The 20,292-nt window shown below is 71.3% G+C and carries 17 protein-coding genes; 10 read left to right on the top strand and 7 right to left on the bottom strand.

Annotated features, from left to right (window positions below):
• Positions 1-251: 251 nt before the first annotated feature.
• The 3 genes from ACZ67T_RS17700 to ACZ67T_RS17710 are packed head-to-tail and all read left to right on the top strand — an operon-like array spanning position 252 to position 6,804.
• Positions 252-4,115 carry a Pls/PosA family non-ribosomal peptide synthetase gene (locus ACZ67T_RS17700; RefSeq protein ID WP_469985020.1) on the top strand — a complete coding sequence of 1,288 codons (3,864 nt, stop codon included), beginning with the start codon at positions 252-254 and terminating at the stop codon, positions 4,113-4,115.
• 36 nt (positions 4,116-4,151) lie between these two features.
• Positions 4,152-5,558, top strand: coding sequence for a M1 family metallopeptidase (locus tag ACZ67T_RS17705; RefSeq protein ID WP_469984935.1), 1,407 nt, complete (start codon positions 4,152-4,154; stop codon positions 5,556-5,558).
• A gap of 10 nt (positions 5,559-5,568) precedes the next feature.
• The gene (locus ACZ67T_RS17710) at positions 5,569-6,804 is read left to right on the top strand and encodes an epoxide hydrolase family protein (protein ID WP_469984936.1); all 1,236 of its coding nucleotides are present in this window, start codon (positions 5,569-5,571) and stop codon (positions 6,802-6,804) included.
• Positions 6,805-6,820: 16 nt separating this feature from the next.
• Here ACZ67T_RS17710 and ACZ67T_RS17715 read toward each other — a convergent pair whose 3' ends face one another.
• Positions 6,821-7,441, bottom strand: coding sequence for an L-threonylcarbamoyladenylate synthase (locus tag ACZ67T_RS17715; RefSeq protein WP_469984938.1), 621 nt, complete (start codon positions 7,439-7,441; stop codon positions 6,821-6,823).
• Between the two features lie 124 nt (positions 7,442-7,565).
• On the opposite strand from ACZ67T_RS17715, the gene ACZ67T_RS17720 reads away from it, so the two are divergent.
• Positions 7,566-8,204, top strand: coding sequence for a LysE family translocator (locus ACZ67T_RS17720; RefSeq protein ID WP_469984939.1), 639 nt, complete (start codon positions 7,566-7,568; stop codon positions 8,202-8,204).
• Positions 8,205-8,218: 14 nt separating this feature from the next.
• Here the strand turns inward: ACZ67T_RS17720 and ACZ67T_RS17725 are convergent, their stop codons facing one another.
• On the bottom strand, positions 8,219-8,842 hold the full coding sequence (locus tag ACZ67T_RS17725) for a class I SAM-dependent methyltransferase (protein ID WP_469984941.1): 624 nt from the start codon (positions 8,840-8,842) through the stop codon (positions 8,219-8,221).
• Between the two features lie 410 nt (positions 8,843-9,252).
• Here ACZ67T_RS17725 and ACZ67T_RS17730 point away from each other — a divergent pair, with 410 nt between their 5' ends.
• On the top strand, positions 9,253-9,516 hold the full coding sequence (locus ACZ67T_RS17730) for a hypothetical protein (protein ID WP_469984942.1): 264 nt from the start codon (positions 9,253-9,255) through the stop codon (positions 9,514-9,516).
• An 82-nt stretch (positions 9,517-9,598) separates the two neighbouring features.
• Here the strand turns inward: ACZ67T_RS17730 and ACZ67T_RS17735 are convergent, their stop codons facing one another.
• A complete protein-coding gene (locus ACZ67T_RS17735; RefSeq protein WP_469984943.1) occupies positions 9,599-11,260 on the bottom strand; it encodes an ABC-F family ATP-binding cassette domain-containing protein in 1,662 nt (553 codons plus the stop codon).
• Between the two features lie 476 nt (positions 11,261-11,736).
• Between ACZ67T_RS17735 and ACZ67T_RS17740 the strand changes: the two genes are divergently transcribed.
• The 3 genes from ACZ67T_RS17740 (at position 11,737) to ACZ67T_RS17750 (ending at position 13,853) form a co-directional block, all read left to right on the top strand.
• Entirely contained in the window at positions 11,737-11,931 is a 195-nt protein-coding gene (locus ACZ67T_RS17740; protein ID WP_469984945.1) for a hypothetical protein, read from the top strand.
• Positions 11,932-12,073: 142 nt separating this feature from the next.
• Positions 12,074-12,880: an alpha/beta fold hydrolase gene (locus tag ACZ67T_RS17745; protein ID WP_469984946.1), complete on the top strand. Its 807-nt coding sequence runs from the start codon at positions 12,074-12,076 to the stop codon at positions 12,878-12,880.
• Positions 12,881-13,085: 205 nt separating this feature from the next.
• Positions 13,086-13,853: a sulfite exporter TauE/SafE family protein gene (locus ACZ67T_RS17750; protein WP_469984948.1), complete on the top strand. Its 768-nt coding sequence runs from the start codon at positions 13,086-13,088 to the stop codon at positions 13,851-13,853.
• 10 nt (positions 13,854-13,863) lie between these two features.
• On the opposite strand, the gene ACZ67T_RS17755 is transcribed toward ACZ67T_RS17750, so the two are convergent.
• Complete coding sequence (locus ACZ67T_RS17755; protein WP_469984949.1) at positions 13,864-14,685, bottom strand: VOC family protein; 822 nt, start codon at positions 14,683-14,685, stop codon at positions 13,864-13,866.
• 250 nt (positions 14,686-14,935) lie between these two features.
• On the opposite strand from ACZ67T_RS17755, the gene ACZ67T_RS17760 reads away from it, so the two are divergent.
• The gene (locus ACZ67T_RS17760; protein ID WP_469984951.1) at positions 14,936-16,003 is read left to right on the top strand and encodes a class I SAM-dependent methyltransferase; all 1,068 of its coding nucleotides are present in this window, start codon (positions 14,936-14,938) and stop codon (positions 16,001-16,003) included.
• Between the two features lie 33 nt (positions 16,004-16,036).
• On the opposite strand, the gene ACZ67T_RS17765 is transcribed toward ACZ67T_RS17760, so the two are convergent.
• Positions 16,037-16,684, bottom strand: a complete 648-nt coding sequence (locus tag ACZ67T_RS17765; protein ID WP_469984952.1) for a dihydrofolate reductase family protein — start codon at positions 16,682-16,684, stop codon at positions 16,037-16,039.
• 373 nt (positions 16,685-17,057) lie between these two features.
• On the opposite strand from ACZ67T_RS17765, the gene ACZ67T_RS17770 reads away from it, so the two are divergent.
• Complete coding sequence (locus tag ACZ67T_RS17770) at positions 17,058-18,248, top strand: IS110 family RNA-guided transposase (protein ID WP_469984953.1); 1,191 nt, start codon at positions 17,058-17,060, stop codon at positions 18,246-18,248.
• A gap of 8 nt (positions 18,249-18,256) precedes the next feature.
• Here ACZ67T_RS17770 and ACZ67T_RS17775 read toward each other — a convergent pair whose 3' ends face one another.
• The gene (locus tag ACZ67T_RS17775; protein WP_469984954.1) at positions 18,257-19,240 is read right to left on the bottom strand and encodes an alpha/beta fold hydrolase; all 984 of its coding nucleotides are present in this window, start codon (positions 19,238-19,240) and stop codon (positions 18,257-18,259) included.
• 159 nt (positions 19,241-19,399) lie between these two features.
• Positions 19,400-20,227 (bottom strand): N-formylglutamate amidohydrolase, encoded by an 828-nt coding sequence (locus tag ACZ67T_RS17780; RefSeq protein WP_469984956.1) that lies wholly within the window; start codon positions 20,225-20,227, stop codon positions 19,400-19,402.
• Positions 20,228-20,292 lie beyond the last annotated feature (65 nt).

A 20,292-nucleotide genomic window follows, 5' to 3' on the forward strand; every position in this document is an offset into this window, starting at 1 on the left:
CGGCAGCACGGCTTTCATGCGGGATCACCGTTGATCCAGCTCCGGCGGCGACACGCAAGGAACCCATGACGACCTCACACAACGGCAGCGACGTCCCCCCGCTCGACGGACCGCTGCCCGGCACGGTGACACTCGACGACGCAGGGGGCGCGGGCGGGCACGGCACGCCGCCGATCGAACCTCTCGACCTGACGGTCGCCTCCCCCGACGCGGAGCGCTTCGAGGACAGCACCGTCGCGGCACACAGCGGCATGGCCCTGTTCACCGGGGGCCCCGCCGCCCCTGCTCGTACCCTCGTGAACATCTTCGGCGCGTCCGTGCGCGACCACCGCGACGAGGTGGCCCTGGACGACGGCGCGAAGCAGCTCACGTACCGCGCGCTCGCCGACGAGGTGGAGAGCCTGCGGGTACGGCTCGCGCTGGCCGGGGTCCGCAGGGGCGACCGGGTCGGGGTCCGCGTCCCGTCCGGGACCAACGATCTCTACATCGCGATTCTCGGGGTGCTCGCCGTCGGCGCCGCCTATGTCCCGGTGGACGCAGAAGACCCGGACGAGCGCGCCGAGTTGGTGTTCGGCGAAGCCGGGGTCCGGGCCGTCATCGGCGCCGGCCGCGACCTGACCGCCTGGGGAACCGACGTCACGGAGCAGGGCGGTATCAGGACTCCCCCGGGATCGGCCGACTGCCTGCCCGGCACCGAGGACGACGCGTGGATCATCTTCACGTCCGGCTCCACCGGGAAGCCCAAGGGGGTCGCCGTCTCGCACCGCAGCGCCGCCGCCTTCGTGGACGCCGAGGCCGCCCTGTTCCTCGCCGACGAGCCGATCGGCCCGGGCGACCGCGTGATGGCCGGCCTGTCCGTCGCCTTCGACGCCTCGTGCGAGGAGATGTGGCTGGCCTGGCGCAACGGCGCCTGCCTGGTGCCCGTGCCGCGTTCCCGAGTCCGCAGCGGCGCCGACCTCGGTCCCTGGCTCGTCGAGCAGGACATCAGCGTCGTGTCCACGGTGCCCACGCTCGCCGCGCTGTGGGAGCCCCAGGTCCTGGACGACGTACGCCTTCTGATCTTCGGCGGTGAGGCGTGCCCGCCCGAGCTGGCGCAGCGCCTGGTCACCGAGGGCCGCGAGGTGTGGAACACGTACGGGCCCACCGAGGCCACCGTCGTCGCCTGCGCGTGCCTGATGACCGGCGAGGAGCCCGTCAGGATCGGACTGCCGCTGGACGGCTGGGAGTTGGCCGTCGTCGACGAGGCCGGCGCCCCCGTCACCCTCGGCGCCACCGGCGAACTCGTCATCGGCGGCGTGGGCCTGGCCCGCTATCTCGACCCCGCCAAGGACGCCGAGAAGTACGCGCCGCTGCCCTCCCTCGGCTGGGAGCGCGCCTACCGCAGCGGCGACCTCGTCAGGGCGGATCCCGAAGGCCTCGTCTTCCTCGGGCGCGGCGACGAGCAGATCAAGCTCGGCGGGCGCCGCATCGAGCTCGGCGAGGTCGATGCGGCTCTGCAGGCGCTGCCCGGTGTCGCCGGGGCGGCCGCCGCCGTACGCACGGCGCGCAGCGGCAACCAGCTGCTCGTCGGCTACGTCGTCACGCAGGACGGCTGGGACCGAGCCGGAGCCGTCGAGCGCCTGCGGGCCGCGCTGCCCGCCGCCCTGGTGCCGCTCCTCGCCCCCGTCGAGAGCCTGCCCACCCGTACGTCCGGGAAGGTCGACCGGGCGGCTCTGCCCTGGCCGCTGCCCGACCTGGAGACCGCCACCGGGCCCGCCGAGCAGCTGTACGGCACTGAGGCATGGCTCGCGGAACAGTGGGCGCACACGCTCGGGGTGTCCGTGACCGGCGCCAAGGACGACTTCTTCGCGATCGGCGGCTCCAGCCTGGCCGCCGCCCAGCTGACCACCCGGCTGCGCACCCGCTACCCCAGCGCCGCCGTGCTCGACATCTACCAGCACCCGACGCTGCGCAAGCTCGCCCGTCATCTGGAGGAGTCCGCACAGGGCACGGAGGCGCACCGCGATGTCGGGCCGGTGCCGGTGCGCGCCCAGATCGTTCAACTCCTGCTCCTGCTCCCGCTGTTCACGCTGGTGGGGCTGCGCTGGTGGGTGGCTCTGGCCGCGCTCGGCAATGTCCTGCACTGGTTCGGGTCCTATGCCTGGGCTCCGGCCGTGTCCTGGTGGTGGGTGGCCGCGGGGGCGGTGGTGCTGTTCAGCCCGGCGGGGCGGATCGCGCTCGCCGCGGGCGGCGCGCGCCTGCTGCTGCGGGGCGTCGAGCCCGGCACGTATCCGCGCGGCGGCCGGGTCCATCTGCGGCTGTGGACGGCGGAGCGGCTCGCCGAGTACAGCGGCGCGACCTCGCTGACCGGTTCGTGGCTGCTGCGGTACGCGCGCGCCCTTGGCGCCCGGATCGGCGCGGATGTGGACCTGCACTCGCTGCCGCCGGTGACCGGCATGCTCAAGCTGGGCCGCGGCTGCGCCGTCGAGGCCGATGTGGACCTGTCCGGGCACTGGCTGGACGGCGACCGTCTGGTGATCGGTGCCGTCAAGGTCGGCGGCGGGGCCGTCGTCGGCACCCGCAGCCTGCTCTTCCCCGGCGCGCGCGTCGGCAAGAAGGCCGAGGTGGCCCCCGGATCCGCGGTGACCGCCCAGATCCCGACCGGCCAGCGCTGGGCCGGCTCCCCCGCCGTGAAGCTGGGCAAGGCCAAGCGGGACTGGCCCAAGCAGCGGCCGAAGCGCTCGTACGGGTGGCGGCTGATGTACGGCGCGTCGGGCCTCGCCCTCTCCGCGCTGCCGGTGCTCGCGGCCGTGCCGGCGCTCGCGGTGGCCCTCCGCTTCGTACCCGCGGACGCGGGTCTCGGCGAGGCGCTGCGCGGCGCCCTGCTCGCGGTGGTGCCCGCCGCCCTGGCCTTCGGATGCGCGTACGCGCTGCTGCTGTCGGGCGCCGTGCGGCTGCTGAGCCTGGGGCTGCGGCCCGGGCTGCATCCGACGCACAGCCGCACCGGCTGGCAGGCCTGGACGGTCACTCAGCTGATGGACGCGGCCCGGCAGACGCTGTTCCCGCTGTACGCGGGGCTCGTCACCCCTCTGTGGCTGCGGCTGCTCGGTATGAAGATCGGCCGGGGTGCGGAGGTCTCCACGGTCCTCGCCCTGCCGAGCCTCACCACGGTCGGCGACGGCGCGTTCCTCGCGGACGACACCCTGACCGCGCCGTACGAACTCGGCGGCGGCTGGGTGCGGATCGGGCGGGCCGCGATCGGGCGGCGGGCGTTCCTCGGCAACTCCGGCATGACCGGGCCGGGACGCAGCGTCCCGGACGGCGGTCTGGTGGGTGTCCTGTCGGCGACGCCGAAGAAGGCCAAGAAGGGCACCTCGTATCTGGGGCTGCCGCCGATGAAGCTGCCGCGCGCTCCCGAGGGCGGCGACCACTCCCGTACGTACGACCCGCCGGCGCGGCTGCTGTGGGCGCGCGGCGCGGTGGAACTGTTCCGGCTCGTGCCCGTCTTCTGCTCGGCGGCGCTCGCGGTCCTCACGGGCGGGGTGCTGTGCGCGCTCGCCGGTGCGACCGGAGTGGGCTGGTGGGCGGCTGCCGCACTGTCCGGAGCGGTACTCCTCGGCGCGGGCGTCGTGGGCGCGTCGGCGGCGGTCGCCGCGAAGTGGCTTCTCGTGGGCCGGCACCGGGCCGGTGAACACCCGTTGTGGAGCGGCTTCGTCTGGCGCGACGAGCTGGCGGACACGTTCGTCGAGGTGGTCGCCGTGCCGTGGCTGATCGGAGCGGTGCCGGGGACCCCGCTCATGGCGCTGTGGCTGCGCGGCCTGGGCGCGCGTGTCGGCCGGGGCGTGTGGTGCGAGAGTTACTGGCTGCCGGAGACGGACCTGGTGACCCTCGGCAGCGCGGTCAGCGTGAACCGTGGCTGCGTGCTGCAGACGCACCTCTTCCACGACCGGATCCTGCGGATGGACAAGGTGGCACTCGGCGCGGGTTCGACGGTGGGCCCTGGCGGAATCGTCCTGCCGGGCAGTACCGTCGGCGCTCGCGTCACTCTGGGGCCCGCGTCCCTGGTCATGGCCGCGGAGTCCGTACCCGACGACACACGCTGGCTGGGCAATCCGATCGAGGCCTGGCGGTCCTAGAAGGGCGGACACACCTTAAGGTCGGTCAGAGCTTCGATGCGTACGGCACGAGGTGGGGGGCACGACACAGACACGTTGGGTACGGCGCAGGGAGTGGACACTTCAGTGAGCGGCCAGACAGCGGCTTCGGAGCCGTACTTCCCCGGCCACGGCGACCCCCGCTACCGGGTGCACCGCTACGAGCTGTCCCTCGACTACCGCCCCGGCCCCAATCGCCTCGCAGGTCACGCTCGTATCAGCGCCATAGCGGGCCGGGTCCCGCTCACCGAGTTCCACCTCAACCTCGAGGCCTTCAGGCTCGGCAAGGTGCTCGTCGACGGGCGGCAGCCGCGCTACACGCACCGTGGCGGCAAGCTCCGGATCCGGCCCGTCAAGCCGCTGCGGGCCGGGGCCGCGTTCACGGTGGAGGTGCAGTGGTCGGGCAATCCGAAGCCGGTCAACAGCCCCTGGGGCGGGCTCGGCTGGGAGGAGCTGTCGGACGGCGCGCTGGTCGCGAGCCAGCCCGTCGGGGCGCCGTCCTGGTTCCCGTGCAACGACCGGCCCGACGACAAGGCCGCGTACCAGATCTCCCTCACGGTCCCCTCGCCGTACACGGTGGTCGTCGGCGGGCGCCTGCTCACGCGCACGACGAAATCGTCGACGACGACCTGGGTGTACGAGCAGCAGGCACCGACGCCGAGCTATCTCGTGGGCCTCTCGATCGGCATGTACCAGACGGTCCTGCTGGGCGAGCCGGGGCTCGGCGGGGTGCCGCAGAGCGCGTACGTGCCGGTGCGTCTGCTGTCGGATTTCTCGCGGGACTTCGCCCGGCAGCCCGAGATGATGCGGCTCTTCGAGGACCTCTTCGGGCCCTATCCCTTCGGTGAGTACGCCGTCGTCGTGGCCGACGAGGACTTCGACGTCCCGGTCGAGGCGCAGGGTCTCTCCCTGTTCGGCGCGAACCACGTGGACGGTGCGCGGGGCTGGGAGCGGCTCGTCGCCCACGAGCTCGCCCACCAGTGGTTCGGCAACAGCCTCACCATCGCCGACTGGCGGGACATCTGGCTGAACGAGGGCTTCGCCAAGTACGCGGAGTGGCTGTGGTCGGAGCGCTCGGGCGGCCGGTCCACGCAGGAACTGGCCGCCGCCGCGCACCGCGAGCTGTCCGTGCTCCCGCAGGATCTGCTGCTCGCCGACCCCGGCCGCAAGTCGCTGTTCGACGACCAGGTCTACGAGCGCGGCGGGCTCACCGTGCACGCGATCCGGTGCGCGCTGGGCGACGAGCCGTTCTTCCGCATGGTGCGCGACTGGGTCTCGGCGCACCGGCACGGCGTGGTCACGACGGAGGCGTTCACAGCGCACGTCGCCCGGTACGCGGCGGCGCCGGTCGGCGACCTCTTGACGGCGTGGCTGCGCCGCAGGCCTCTTCCGCCGCTCCCGGCACCTCTCGTCCCGTACAGGTAAGGATTCTCCCGTGGCTGACGGAACACCGCGCTTCCCCCTGGATCCCACGCCCGTCCACGTGCCCGACGCCGTCCTGGAGGACCTGCGCCGACGCCTCGACATGACGCGCTGGCCGGACGACGTCGGCAACGGCGACTGGTTCTACGGAGTCGACCGCGGCTACCTCCAGGAGCTGGCCGAGTACTGGCTCCACAGCTACGACTGGCGCAAGGCCGAAGCCGCGATCAACGCCTACGAGCACTACCAGGTGCGCGTGGCCGGTGTCCCTGTGCACTTCATGCGCAGGCCCGGGGCCGGCCCGAACCCCACGCCGCTGATCCTCACCCACGGCTGGCCCTGGACCTTCTGGCACTGGTCCAAGGTCGTCGACCCGCTCGCCGATCCCGCGGCCTTCGGCGGGGACCCGGCCGACGCGTTCGACGTCATCGTCCCGTCCCTGCCCGGCTTCGGCTTCTCGGCGCCGCTGCGCGACCACCCCGACATGAACTTCTGGAAGGTCGCCGACCTCTGGCACACCCTCATGACCGACACGCTCGGCCACACCCGGTACGCCGCCGGCGGCTGCGACATCGGCGCCCTGGTCACCGGTCAGCTCGGCCACAAGTACGCGGACGAACTCCTCGGCATCCACATCGGATCGGGCCTGAGACTGGACTTCTTCAACGGCGACCGCGCCTGGGACTTCAGTGGCGGCCGGCCCGTCCCCGACGGACTGCCCGACGACATCCGGGCCGGGATCCTGGCCCTCGACCGCCGCTTCGCCTCCCACCTGGCCGTGCACGTCCTCGACCCCGGCACGCTCGCCTACGGCCTGAGCGACTCGCCCGTCGGGCTGCTTGCCTGGATCCTGGAGCGCTGGGTCAGCTGGAGCGACCACCACGGCGACATCGAGACGGTCTTCACGAAGGACGACCTCCTCACCCACGCCACGATCTTCTGGGCCGGCAACACGATCGGCACGTCGACGCGGTACTACGCGAACGCCAACCGCTACCCGTGGACGCCTGCCCACACCCGCACGCCCGTCGTCGAGGCCCCCACCGGGCTGACCTTCGTCGGCCACGAGAACCCGCCCGGCGTCACGACGCCACAGCAGCGCGTCGACAACTGGTTCGCGAGCGACCGGGCCGAGTGGTACCACCACGTGAACGTCAACGCCCATGACCAAGGCGGGCACTTCATCCCGTGGGAGGTCCCGGACGCCTGGGTCGACGATCTGCGCCGCACGTTCCGCGGGCGGCGCTGAGCGGGGCCTGCGGGCGCTACTCGAACCGCGAAGGGTCGCCCGCCCCGCGCCGTACGATCTCCATCTCGCCGCCGGAGAAGTCGATGACGGTGGTCGGCTCGGTGCCGCAGTCGCCCGAGTCGAGCACGACGTCGACCTCGTGGTCGAGCCGCTCCTTGATCTCCCAGCCCTGCGTCAGCGGCTCCTCCTCGTCGGGCAGGAGCAGCGTGCTGGACAGGATCGGCTCGCCGAGTTCGGCCAGCAGGGCCTGCACGACCGCGTGGTCGGGGATCCGGACGCCGACCGTCTTCTTCTTCGGGTGCAGCAACTGGCGCGGCACTTCCTTCGTCGCGGGCAGGATGAAGGTGTAGCTGCCGGGCGTCGCCGCCTTGATCGCACGGAACACATCATTGTCGATCTGCACGAACTGCCCGAGCTGGGCGAAGTTCTGGCACATGAGCGTGAAGTGGTGACGGTCGTCGAGGTCGCGGATCGCGCGGATCCGGCTGATTCCGTCCCGGCTGCCGAGCCGGCACCCCAGCGCGTAGCAGGAGTCGGTCGGATACGCGACGAGTTCGTCGGACCGGATGCTGTCGGCCACACCACTGATCGTGCGCCGCTGGGGGTTCTCGGGGTGTACGTCGAAGTACTTCGCCATTCGCCGATTGTAGTGGCCGCGGTCACACTTCGATCTCCGAACGGGCGCGGCTCTCCCCCGAAAGCAGTGCCCTGAAGGCGAAAGGAAATGCGGTCATGACACGCCAACGTGTTGTATGGCCCTCATGGTTTCTCCCGACCGACTGCTGGCCTTCGCGGCCATGTCGTTCCTGCTGATCGTGATTCCGGGCCCCAGCGTGCTGTTCGTGATCGGACGGGCGCTGAGTCAGGGCCGTCGTGCCGCGCTGACCACCGTCGTGGGCAACACGCTCGGCGCCTACGTGCTCGTCGTGGCCGTGGCGCTCGGTGTCGGTGCCGTCGTGGAGCGCTCGGTCCTCGTCTTCACCGCGCTGAAGCTCGTCGGCGCCGCGTATCTGGTGTACCTCGGCATCAAGGCGGTGCGCGGGCGGCGTTCGCTGCACGCAGCGTTCACGGGTGACGGGGTCGCGCACGGCAGCCTGCGTACGTTGTGGGAGGGGTTCGCCGTGGGCGTGGCCAACCCCAAGACGATCGTGTTCTTCGCCGCCGTGCTGCCGCAGTTCGTGGACCGCGGCCAGGGGCACGTCACCCTTCAGATGCTGCTGCTCGGCCTGGTCTTCAACGTCATCGCGGTGGTGTCCGACAGCGTGTGGGGCCTGGTCGCGGCGACGACGCGGAGCTGGTTCGCCCGCTCGCCGCGCCGGCTCGGCATGGTCGGCGGTGTCGGTGGGCTCACGATGATCGGCCTGGGTGTGACCGTCGCGGCGACGGGCCGTGCCGACTAGGGACATCCACCTGTCTACGGCGCGAGCGCGACGCCCAGGGAGACGGCGCCCATCGGCTTCGGCGCGCCCTGCTCGTAGAAGACGTCCAGTGCCGTGATCGTGAACCCGGCCTCCGCCAACAGGTCGGCGATCGGGCGCGTGAGGTGACAGCCGCCGCAAAGCCGCTTGTTCACCGGTTCCACGCGTCGCTGCCAGCGGCGTACGTTCTCGTCCCCTTGCGGTGCGAGCCCGTGCTCCAGGAAGTGCAGTGTCCCGCCGGGCCGCAGCACACGGCGCACCTCGCGCAGGGCGGCACCGGCGTCGGGGATGCTGCACAGCGTCCACGTCGACAGCGCGGTGTCGAAGCTGTGGTCCTCGAAAGGCAGCGACTGGCCGTCCGGGCCCGCGCGGCGCACCGCGACGGACGCCGCGCCGATGCGCGCGGCGGCGAGCCGCCATCCGACGTCCGAGGGTTCGATCGCGACGACGCCCTCGACGGTCGACGGGTAGTAGGGGACGTTGTGTCCCGTGCCGAACCCGATCTCCACGACCTGGCCGCGCAGCCCCTCGCAGACCCGCCGTCTCAGCGGTGCGGTCATCTTCGCGCCACAGGCGACATCGATGATCCGGGGCAGCACCTGCTCGGCATAGAACCCCATGGCGGTCCTCCATTTCTCCTGTCCAGCATGGCATCGCGGCGGCCTCGGTGCGACGTTGCTGAACCGCGATCTTCCGGACCGCAACCATGGCTGTTCCCGAGCGGTCCCATCGGTAACTCACAGGAGACCCAGGAGGAACATCCTGTCCCGTGCGCCCCGTAATCGCCATCGTCTGTCGCAGGCCCTGATCGCCTGCGGATGCGCGGTGACGCTCCTCGCAGGCTGCTCGGAGGGCGACGCCCGCGAGGATCGCACCGGCGACCCGGCTCCGAGGGTGCCCACGGGCCGGGGTGCGGGCGAGCGCGGGCTCGGGGACTTCGACCGTGACGGCTACGACGACTTCGTCACGTCCCTGACCACGCGGAAACTTCACGCTGCTGCCGGGCGCTCCCGACGGTTCACCGACGGGCGTGGACGCGACCGCCTTCGACCTCGACACCCCCGGTGTGCCCGGCAAGCACGACCCGTCGGGCGGTGACGGGTTCGCCGCCACGTTCCCCCTGCTCGACGTCAACGGCGACGGCCGCTCCGACGTGATGGCGGACGCCCCCGGCTATCGGCGCGGCAAGGGCGGCCTCTGGCTCTTCCCGGGTACCCCGGAGGGACTTGGCACGGCCGGACGGATCCAGTTCCTGGATCCGTCCGGCCTCGGGCTCCCGCCGCGCACCGCGTAGGGCTCAGCCGTCCGAGCCCGGGCCTGGACGGTCACGGGTGGCCCGGTTCGCGGGCGAGGCAGTGGACGCCGCGCCGCCGACTTCACCCGGTCTCCGGCGCCTCCAGCAGGTCGCGTACCTCCTCCGCGGTGGTCTCCTGAAGGTCCTCGCCGAGCAGCAGCCAGCGGGTGATGCCGATCGATTCCAGGAACGGCAGGTCGTGGCTGGCGATGAGGAGGGCGCCCTCGTACGCCTCCAGCGCGCTCGTCAACTGCCGCACGCTCGCCATGTCCAGGCTGTTGGTCGGCTCGTCGAGCATCAGGAGCTGCGGGGCCGGTGCGGCGAGCATCGTCGCCGCGAGTGCCGCGCGGAAGCGTTCGCCGCCGGAGAGAGTGCCGGCCGGCTGCTCCGCGCGGGCGCCCTTGAACAGGAACCGCGCGAGCTGTGAGCGGATGTGGTTATCGGTGACGCCCGGGGCCATGCGGGCCACGTTCGCCGCGACGCTCAACTGCTCGTCCAGTACGTCGAGACGCTGCGGCAGGAACCGCAGCGGGACGAACGTCTTCGCCTCGCCCGACAGCGGTTGCAGCTCACCGGTGAGGGTGCGCAGGAGCGTGGTCTTCCCGGCTCCGTTGCGCCCCACCAGCGCGATGCGCTCGGGGCCGTGGATGTGGAGGCTGCCGTCGCGCAACTTGCCGTGCGGGAGGCTCAGTTCGTCGAGGCTCAGGACCGTACGGCCCGTGGGTACGGCGGTGTGGGGCAGGCTCACGCGGATCTCGGCGTCGTTGCGGATCGCCTCCGCGGCCTCCTCGCGCCGCTCGTGCGCCTCGCCGAGCCGGTCCTCGTGCAGCCCGCGCAGTTTGTCGCCGGACTCCTGCGCGGACCTCTTCTTCTCCCCCGCGACGATTCTCGGGGCCTTGCGCTGGGCGTCCAGTTTCTTGTTGTGCCTGGCGCGGCGGGCCACCTTGATCTGCGTCTCCTCCAGTTCGCGCTTCTGCCGGCGTACGTCGGCCTCGGCGGCCCGCAGCATCCGCCCGGCCGCCTCCTGCTGGGTGGCTAGCGCCTCCTCGTACGCGGACCAGCCGCCGCCGTACCAGCTCACGGAGCCGGAGCGCAGTTCGGCGATCCGGTCGACCCGTTCGAGGAGTTCGCGGTCGTGGCTGACCACGACGAGGACGCCGGAGCGCCAGGAGTCGACGGCCTCGTAGAGCCTGCGCCGCGCGAAGACGTCCAGGTTGTTGGTCGGCTCGTCCAGCAGGAGGATGTCAGGGCGCTCCAGGAGCAGGGCGGCAAGCCGCAGGAGGATGGTCTCGCCGCCGGACAGCTGGCCGACGGTGCGGTCGAGTCCGACGTCCGCGAGGCCGAGTGAGCCGAGGGTCGCGAGGGCCCGCTCCTCGACGTCCCAGTCGTCGCCGACCGTGTCGAAGTGCTCCTCGCTCACATCGCCGTTCTCGATGGCGCGCAGCGCGGCGCGCCGCTCGGCGATACCGAGGGCCTGGTCGACGCGCATCGCGGTGTCGAGGGTGATGTTCTGCGGCAGGTACGCGAGGCTGCCGCCGACGGCCACCGACCCCTGGGAGGGGGCGAGTTGGCCGGCGAGCAGGCGCAGCAGGGTGGACTTGCCGGTGCCGTTCGTGCCGACGAGCCCGGTGCGGCCCCGGCCGATGGCCAGGGAGAGCCCGTCGAGGACAGGGGTGCCGTCCTGCCACTGGAAGGACAGGCCGGAGCAGGTCAGGGAGGCGCTGGGCGCGGTGGGTGTCGCCATGGTGTTTCTCGCATTCGCAAGCGCGGTGGGAGGGGGCTACGTATGCGAGCACCACGCGGCGACCGAACCGGGAATCCGGAGATCCGAAAACCGGGCAAGGGGGGTGTGGCTGTCCGACAGATCATCGGGGACGGCTCATGCACCGAGGTCGCATCCACGCGAGGTCACGGGCGGCACGGAACGGCCGCTGCGGCGTGACGGGCGTACGGCGGCGAAGGCCGTACGGCGCGGTGATCGCGATCCTCAGATGCGCAACGTCCACCTCAATCGGAGACAACAGAGACGCCGAAAACCTTAACGACCGGGTGATCGGAAGGCAAGAGCCGCAGGCCACGGGCTGTGTCCGGCCTGCCGTGCACGCTGCGCGCCCGACATGCACCATGCGCGGCCGCGTGCAAGTCTGGGAGTGGCCGGACTGCCGTCGGGCACTGCCGTCGGGCACTCGACTCCGGCGCACTCCGGCAGGAGGAGCGATCATGAGCAAGAAGCAGAGCCGACACAACCGCGGCGCCCGCTCGGGCGGCCACGAACATGGCCGCAGCACCCCCGCCGCCGAGAAGAAGTCGACGCCCGAGCCGGTCACGAAGGCGACCGACCCCTCCGAGGAGCCGGCACGCCGGATCTCGGAGCACCACTCGCACAAGCCGCCGCGGAAGTTCGGCCACAACTGACGCGCGGGCCGGCCGCCCACACCGTCACGTCCTGCGACACGGGGTCACCCAGCGCTGCCCCCGCGCGGAAGGACACCCTCGCGCGCACGAGCGCCGCCCGCCCGCCGCCGGCAGGTCATGATCGCGGGCCTAGAGTGCCCACATGAGCCGCCTCACTTCGAACGGTGCCACGATCCACTTCGACGATCTGGGCCCGGCGGACGGCGCGCCCGTCGTCCTGATCCACGGCCACCCCTTCAACCGCACCATGTGGCATCCCCAGACCGCCGCGCTCACCGCTGCCGGATACCGCGTCATCGCCCCTGACCTGCGCGGTTACGGGGACAGCGACACGGTCGCGGGCACCACCCCCTTCCCCGTGTTCGCGGACGACATCGCCGCCCTGCTCGACCACCTGAAGCTCGACCGCGCCGTCGTCGGCGGTGTGTCCATGGGCGGCCAGATCACCATGGAGTTCCTGCGCGGCCACCCGCGGCGCGTGCGGGCCCTGGTCCTCGCCGACACGTCGCCGGTGGCCGAGACCGACGAGGGCAAGGCCTTCCGCAACCGCCTCGCGGACCGGCTCCTCGCGGAGGGCATGGACGGTTACGCGGGTGAGGTGATCGACAAGATGCTGGCCCCGTACAACGTCACCGCGATGCCCCAAGTCGCCGCGCACGTAGGGGAGATGATGCGGACCACCGACCCGGCGGGCGCCGCCGCGGCCCTGCGCGGGCGCGCCGAACGGGCGGACTACCGCGAGACGTTGGCGGCCACGTCCGCTCCCACACTCATCGTGGTCGGCGCGGACGACGTGTACACCCCGCCCGAGGACGCCCGGGCCCTTCAGCGGCTGACCCCTCACGCGACCCTCACTGTCGTCGACCGCGCGGGACATCTGCCGAACATGGAACAGCCCGACGCCGTCAACTCCGCACTGATCCACTTCCTCAACTCCCTGCCGGATTGAGGGATCTGCCGGAACTGGTGCTCGTCGGGCTTGTCCGCGAAGACCGGCACCGGGCCCGGTGCGGTCCGGCTATCTCGGTTTCGCGAGACGTTCGGCGAGAGTTCGGCCCCCGGCCTCGGCCGCCGCGGACGCTTCGGCAGGCGCCGAACCGTCAGCGGCCTAGCGTCTGCCGCATGCGAAACGAAGGAGCGAGGGGCGGGGCCGAGTGACGGTGTGGGAGATGGTCGCCGTCTGTGCGGCCGGGGTGGGCGCGGGAGCCATCAACACCGCGGTGGGCTCCGGGACTCTGATCACGTTCCCGGTTCTGCTCGCCACCGGCCTGCCGCCCGTCACCGCGACCGTCTCGAACGCGCTCGGTCTGATCCCGGGATCCATCAGCGGCGCCATCGGCTGCCGCACCGAACTCGCCGGGCAGCGGCGGCGCATCCTGAAGCTGGGTGGTGGTGCCGTGCTCGGCGGGTTCGCGGGCGCCACGCTTCTGCTCACCCTGCCGGCCACTGCGTTCGAGAGAATCGTGCCGGCCCTCGTCGGTCTCGCTGTCGTCCTGGTCGCGTTCCGGCCGCTGATCAGCGGCCGGGTGCGGCGCCGGCGCGAGCGGTCCGGCGCGCGCCCGCGCGGCGACGCGGGGCCGCTCCTGTTCGCCTCCCTCACGCTCGCCAGCGTCTACGGCGGCTACTTCTCCGCCGCGCAGGGAATCCTCTACGTGGCGCTGATGGGCATGCTTCTGGACGAGCCGCAGCAACGCCTGAACGCCGTCAAGAACGTCCTGGTCGCCCTCGTCAACGCCACCACCGCCTTCTTCTTCCTCTTCGTCGCCGACTTCGACTGGACGGCCGTGCTGCTCATCGCGGCCGGCTCCGCACTCGGCGGTCAGCTCGGCGCGAAGGCAGGCCGGCGCCTCAGCCCGGGCACCCTGCGCGCGCTGGTCGTGACGGTGGGGACCGTCGCCGTCGTCCAGCTGCTGCTCCGGTGACCGAGCCTGCTCACCCCGGCGAGGCACCCCCATGGGGTTCGAACACCGTGAACTGCGCACCCTGAGCGTCCCGCAGCGTGGCCCAGCGCCCCGCCTCGTCCTCCCACTCACCCGTCACGGCACCGTCGTGCTTGACGGCCGCACGGGCACGCTCGGCGACGTCGTCCACGGCGAACTGGACCTCCCAGTGCGGCCGGACGTCGGGATCGGGGGCCGCCTCGACAGCGCCGGAGCTGATCCGGGCCATGGACAAGCCGCCGCAGACGAGGACGACCTCTTCGTTCTCGTAACGGACGTCGCAGCCGCCGGGCCCGGTCCAGCCGAGGACCTCGCCGTAGAAGATGGCGGCGTCGAAGGCGTTCCTGGTCACGAGCCGGAGCCTGACCTGTGCCTCGGGGTGCCATCCGCTCCAGTCCCGTTCGGTGTGCCCGGACCAGATCCCGAAGGCGGCGCCGCTGCTGTCGGCCACCAGCGCGGCGCGGCCCAGCGGGAAGGGGATCGGGCCCACGCCCACCGTGCCGCCGCGTTCGCGGACCCGGCTCGCCGTCTCGTCCGGGTCACCGACGGCGAAGTACGGCAGCCAGGCCGTGGCCACGCCGAGGGTGGACGCCACCGCGCCGATGCCCGCCACCGGTCTGCCGTCCGTCATCGCGACGGCGAACCGCTCGCCGAGGCGGCCCGCGCGGAATTCCCAGCCGAGCACGGCCTCGTAGAACGCACTGGTGGCGGCCAGGTCGTGCGCCGCGAGGCTCACCCAGCAAGGGGCCCCGAGCACGGCTCCGCTCGGCGGGCCGTCCTCGTCACCGGCCTCGGTGGCCAGTCTGTCGGTCATCGTGCACCATCCCTGAATCACGGCCTGCGCCCATTGCAGCAAGAACGGCCGCGTGCGGCCATCGCCCAGTGGGGCGACACGCACCTGGCCGGAAGCCGCCGGGCGGGCGGCCATGGAGCCGGGGGCGCCTCGGGACGCCCAGCGTAGAATCAGGATAAAAGGTGCCGAACGGGCACGCTGTGGGTGGTGCCGCGTCGGCGTCGTGGTCTCGGCGAGGGTGCTGCCCGGGTCCCGCCGGAAGGAGTCCACGATGACCACCGGGCAGGCAGTCGATTCCGAGCGGAAAGAAGAGTTCGCCGGGCGCATGGTCCAGGTGGTCAATGACGCATGTCTGGGCTATCTGTGCAGCCTCGGCCATCGGACGGGGCTTTTCGACACGATGGCACCTCTTCCGCCGTCGACCAGCGTCCAGATCGCCAAGGCCGCGGATCTCGACGAGCGGTACGTACGGGAGTGGCTCGGCGGGCTGACCGTCGCCGGTGTCGTCGAATACCGGCCGGCCGACGGCACGTACTGGCTCCCGCCCGAGCACGCCGCCTCTCTCACCCGGGCAGGCGGACCGGAGAACATTGCCTCACTCCTCCAGGACCTCGCACTCTTCGGCATCGTCGAGGACGAGGTTCTCGACTCCTTCCGCAAGGGCGGCGGCGTCCCCTACTCCTCGTATCCGCGGTTCCAGGAGGTCCAGGCCGAGGAGACGGGGCGTGTCTACGAGGTGGCCCTGGTCGACAAGATCATCCCGTTGGCGCCGGGCCTGCCGGAGCGGCTGCGCGCCGGGATCGACGCGCTGGACATCGGAACCGGCCAGGGCCGTGCGGTGAATCTACTGGCTCAGGCGTTCCCCGACAGCCGGTTCCGCGGGGTCGACATCTCCGAGAAGGGCATCGCGGCCGCCCGCGCCGAGGCGGAGCGGCTCGGCCTCGACAACGTGCAGTTCGACGTGGTCGACACCGCCGATCTGAGCGGTACGTACGACCTCATCACGGCGTTCGACGTGATCCACGACCTGGCCCGCCCGGCGCGCACCCTGGACGCGGTGGCCGCCGCGCTGCGCGACGACGGTGTGTTCCTCATGGGCGACATCTCCGCCTCCAGCAATCTGGAGGAGAACATCGACCATCCCCTCGGCCCCACCCTGTACACCTTCTCGGTCTTCTACTGCATGACCGTGTCGCTGGGCGAGGGCGGCGCGGGGCTCGGCGCGGTGTGGGGGCGGCAGCGGGCGCTGCAGATGCTCGCCGACGCCGGGTTCGGTGACATCGACGTGGAGCAGGTCGAGGGCGACATCCTCAACGTGTACTACGTGGCCCGCAAGTGACCCTCGCCGACCACCGGGGCGGTCGCCTGCCGGTCATGCGCCGGCCCGAGAGCGGCGGACCAGGCGCGCATGGGTGGCCGCCGGGGAGCTGACGAGTTCCGCGACCTCGTAGCCCGCGACGCCGTCGCCGAGGTTGTCGAGCAGGCGCTCTCCCTTGCCGACGAGGATCGGCACGATGGCCAGGTGCAGTTCGTCGACGAGACCGGCGCGCAGGTACTGCTGGATCGTGGCCGGGCCCCCGCCGATGCGCACGTCCTTGCCGTCCGCCGCCTCGTAGGCCCTGGCGAGGACCGTCTCGATGGGCTCGTCGGTGAAGTGGAAGTCGGTTCCGCCCTTCATCGACACCGACGGACGCGGGTGGTGCGTGTGCACGAACACCGAGTGATGGAACGGCGGGTTGTCGCCCCACCAGCCGTTCCACGCCTCGTTCTCCCACGGTCCGCGAAAGGGGCCGAACATGTTGCGGCCCATGATCGTGGCGCCGATGTTGTCCTCGCTGCGGGCGACGAACTCGACGTCGACGCCCTGCTTGCCGTCGGCGTGGTCCTTCATCGCGGCGAACATCCAGTCGTGCAGGCTGTCGTCGATCCCGTCGCCGAAGGGCGCGTCCATACGCTGGTCTGTACCGGCGGCGAACCCGTCGAGCGAGACGGTGACGTTGTGTACGCGGAGCTTGGGCATGACGTCTCCCTGGTGATGACGGCAGCGGGTCCGTTCCCGCTCTCACCCCTGCGTCGAACGGTGCGGGCCCGGATCGACAGCCCGTCCCTGTTCTTTTCCGGGAAACCCGTCACCGCAGCGCGCACGGGGCGACGTCTCAGGCGTCCCTACCTTGTTGATCGGGATGAGCGAGCCATTCGTAGGGTTGGCCCACCCAGGGGTGCCGGGTGTGGCTTTCAGGCGTCTGCCGTGGCTGTGGCTTGCTCCGATTCGCCGCCCGGCGCCCCACGACGACTCGGCTGCTCATTAGGAATTGCGGCACTGATCGCTCAGTAGGGACTCGACAGCGAGGTCGTCCGTGGTACCTGTTCGAACACGACCTGCGGAGAAGCGAGTGACAGCGATCTGGGCCGGTATCGACGCCGGGAAGACCCATCACCACTGCGTGGTGATCGACGACGCCGGCAGGCGGCTTCTGTCCCGGCGCGTCGCCAACGACGCGTCCGAACTGTTCAAGCTCATGGCGGACGTTCTCGACCTGGGTGATGATGCGGTCTGGGGCATCGACCTGGCGGACGGCGGGGCCGCTCTAGTGATCGCGGTCCTGCTCAACCACGGTCAGCAGCTCCTCTGCATTCCCGGACGGGCGGTCAACCGGGCCTGCGAGGGCTACCGGGGTGACGGCAAGACCGATGCCAAGGACGCGGCGATCATCGCCGACCAGGCCCGCATCCGGCGAGACCTGACACCCCTGCGTCCCGGGGACGAGCTGGTGTCTGAGCTGAAGGTCCTCACCCGGCACCGCCGTGATCTCAGCGACGACCGCACCCGGACCATCAACCGGCTCCGCGGCCACCTCACCGAGATCTTCCCCGGCCTGGAGCGCGAACTCGACCTCGGCAACATCGGCCCCCTGGTGCTGCTGACCGGCTACCAGACCCCGGCAGCCATCCGCCGCACAGGCCGGCGGCGTCTGTCCACCTGGTTGCGCAACCGCAAGGTCCGCAGCGCCGATGAACTCGCCGCCAAGGCCGTCCAGGCCGCCGAAGGGCAGCACACCGCTGTCCCCGGTGAGGACATGACTGCCCACGTGGTTCATTCCCTGGCCCGGGAGGTGATGGCCCTCAACGAGAAGATCACGGAGACCGACAAACTCATCGAGGGCCGGTTTCGCCGCCACCGCAACGCGGAGCTGATCACGAGCTTGCCCGGCATCGGTGTCCTCCTGGGCGCCGAGTTCCTGGCCGCTACCGGCGGAGACATGGGCGCCTTCGCCAGTGCGGACCGGCTGGCTTCCTTCGCCGGCGTCTCCCCAGTGCCTCGCGACTCCGGGAAGGTGAGCGGCAACCTCCATCGCCCCACCCGCTACAGCCGACGCCTCCAACGCGTCTTCTACACCTCCGCGTTGATCAGCATCCGTTGCTGCGACGAATCCCGCCGGTTCTACGACCGCAAGCGCGCTGAAGGTAAACGACACAGCCAAGCCGTCATGGCTCTCGCCCGCCGCAGGGTCAACGTCCTGTGGGCCCTCCTGCGTGACGGACGGTGCTACGAACCCATACCGTCCGTCACGCAGGCCGCTTGACATCTCCATTAGGAATCGGGGAGCCCGGCCAGCCACTCGATGAGGATGCGGTTGACGTCGTCGCCCCGCTCCTGCTGGATCCAGTGGCCGCAGCCGTCGAGGAGGTGCGACGCGCGCAGGCCCGGCAAGGTGGCGGGGTAGGCGTCGATGGCATCGGACAGCCACGTGGTGGAGGCATCCAGGGCGCCGCCGATGAACAGGGACGGCTGGGTGAGGGGGGCGCCTGCCTGGGCCGCGAGGTCCTCCCAGTCCCGGTCCATGTTCCGGTAGCGGTTGAGCGCTCCCGTCAGCCCCGTACGCTCGAACTCCCCTGCGTACACGTCGAGTTCGGCCTCGTCGAGCCAGGCGGGGAGCCGGTCGACGGGGAAGCGTTCACGCATCGTCGCGCCCCGGGCGACGAAGTGCGGGTCGGGTGCGCCGGGCGGGGCCATCGTGTCGGCCGACAGCGCGGCGAAGATGCCCGCGAGCCAGCCGCGCACGTCCGGCTCGATCTCCGCCTCGGCCCTCCCGGGCTCCTGGAAGTACGAGACGTAGAACTCCTCGCTGCCGCCCATGCCCGCGAAGACGTCGCTGGGCCGCGGTCCGCCGGGCGGGGTGTAGGGGACGCTCAGCAGCGCGACCGCGCGGAAGAGCTCCGGCCTGAGCAGGGCCGAGCAGGCGGCGATGTTCGCGCCCCAGTCGTGCCCGACGAGCACCGCGGACCGCTCGCCGAGGGCGTGCACGACGGCGACGTTGTCGTCCACCAGGTCGAGCATTCCGTACGCGGCCGGGTCGGCGGGCTTCGAGGAGCGGCCGTAGCCGCGTACGTCCAGTGCGACGGCCCGGTATCCGGCCGCCGCGAGCACCGGCAGCTGGCGCCGCCATGAGTACGAGCTCTCGGGAAACCCGTGCACGAGCAGGACCAGGGGCCCGGCGCCCTGCTCCACGAGGTGGATCCGGCTCGCGGGCCCGTCGACGAGTCGGTGGGTGGCCTGCCCGGCCTGCTGCGACATACGACCTCCTGTGGACACCGTGCGGCCACGCCGGAAATGCGACCAGCGGTGGCGGCCCTGACGCCGATCATGCAACGGGCCATGGCGCGCCACCGAACCTTCTTGCCGTTCCGGCAAAGAATCCGCCCGGTCGCGGCGATCCGCTGGAGGCGTACGACTTCAGTCGCGCGTGCCGCCGATCATGTCCACCAGTTGCGCCAGCGCGGCGGCCGCCTTCGACAGTCCCGGCCCGGGCGTCACCGGTTCGTCCAGGTAGACGTCCCGCCGAAGTTCGATCATGACTGCGCTGACCCGCGGGTCCTTGCCGTAGTGCCGCAACGGCACGTACGCCCCGGCGAACGGTGTGTCGAGGGCAATGTCCCCGAGTCCCTCGAAGGCCGCGCGTGCCTGCGCCAGCAACGCGTCGGGGGTGTGGAAAGGGTCGGTGCCGAGGCACACGGACGGGCGCGGATCTGCGCCGTGCAGCTCGTAGGGCAGGGCCCGGCTCGGGTACGAGTGCACATCGACGATCACCACGCGCCCGGCGGCGGCGAGCCGGTCCTCGACGGCGTCCGCCATCGCGGCGGCGTAGGGGTGGAAGTAGGTGTCGAGGAGCCCGGGACCATCGGCGGGAGGTTCGGGCCTGAGAACCTCACCGTGGGTGGTGCGGGTGTACACCGCACCCATGCCGACCGCGCTCATCTCCTCGCGCTCGTCGGGAAAGCGTTCGGGGTCCACGACGAGACGGGAGAGTTGGTTGACGAAGCGCCAGGGCGTCATCGCCGCGTCACGCGCGGCGAGCTCGGCGATGTCCTGCGTATGGGCGTCCGTGATCAGGTCCAACTCCCTTTCCAGGGAGGCGTCGTCGAGCACGATGCTCTTCCGGACGCGCGGCGGCACGACGCGCGAGCCGTGCGGTACATGGAGGAGGACGGGCGATGCCGCGCTCCCCGGAATCAGCCTGTACGACGGCCGGGTGTCCTGTGCGGAACTGTCTGTGGTGTCCATGCCCCCACTCTTCCCCGCCCGATCCCAACTGGTGAAACACGGGGTTACGGCACCCGGGTGCCACG

Source organism: Streptomyces sp. NPDC107517 (assembly GCF_055582645.1).

Coding starts and splice junctions, on each gene's coding strand:
- ACZ67T_RS17725 (WP_469984941.1), bottom strand. CDS start 8,842: ATGGGGTTCTATGCCGAGCAGGTGCTGCCCCGGATCATCGATGTCGCC.
- ACZ67T_RS17780 (WP_469984956.1), bottom strand. CDS start 20,227: ATGGACACCACAGACAGTTCCGCACAGGACACCCGGCCGTCGTACAGG.
- ACZ67T_RS17735 (WP_469984943.1), bottom strand. CDS start 11,260: ATGGCGACACCCACCGCGCCCAGCGCCTCCCTGACCTGCTCCGGCCTG.
- ACZ67T_RS17775 (WP_469984954.1), bottom strand. CDS start 19,240: ATGTCGCAGCAGGCCGGGCAGGCCACCCACCGACTCGTCGACGGGCCC.
- ACZ67T_RS17705 (WP_469984935.1), top strand. CDS start 4,152: ATGCGTACGGCACGAGGTGGGGGGCACGACACAGACACGTTGGGTACG.
- ACZ67T_RS17760 (WP_469984951.1), top strand. CDS start 14,936: ATGACCACCGGGCAGGCAGTCGATTCCGAGCGGAAAGAAGAGTTCGCC.
- ACZ67T_RS17720 (WP_469984939.1), top strand. CDS start 7,566: ATGGTTTCTCCCGACCGACTGCTGGCCTTCGCGGCCATGTCGTTCCTG.
- ACZ67T_RS17700 (WP_469985020.1), top strand. CDS start 252: ATGGCCCTGTTCACCGGGGGCCCCGCCGCCCCTGCTCGTACCCTCGTG.
- ACZ67T_RS17765 (WP_469984952.1), bottom strand. CDS start 16,684: ATGCCCAAGCTCCGCGTACACAACGTCACCGTCTCGCTCGACGGGTTC.
- ACZ67T_RS17755 (WP_469984949.1), bottom strand. CDS start 14,685: ATGACCGACAGACTGGCCACCGAGGCCGGTGACGAGGACGGCCCGCCG.
- ACZ67T_RS17745 (WP_469984946.1), top strand. CDS start 12,074: ATGAGCCGCCTCACTTCGAACGGTGCCACGATCCACTTCGACGATCTG.
- ACZ67T_RS17715 (WP_469984938.1), bottom strand. CDS start 7,441: ATGGCGAAGTACTTCGACGTACACCCCGAGAACCCCCAGCGGCGCACG.
- ACZ67T_RS17740 (WP_469984945.1), top strand. CDS start 11,737: ATGAGCAAGAAGCAGAGCCGACACAACCGCGGCGCCCGCTCGGGCGGC.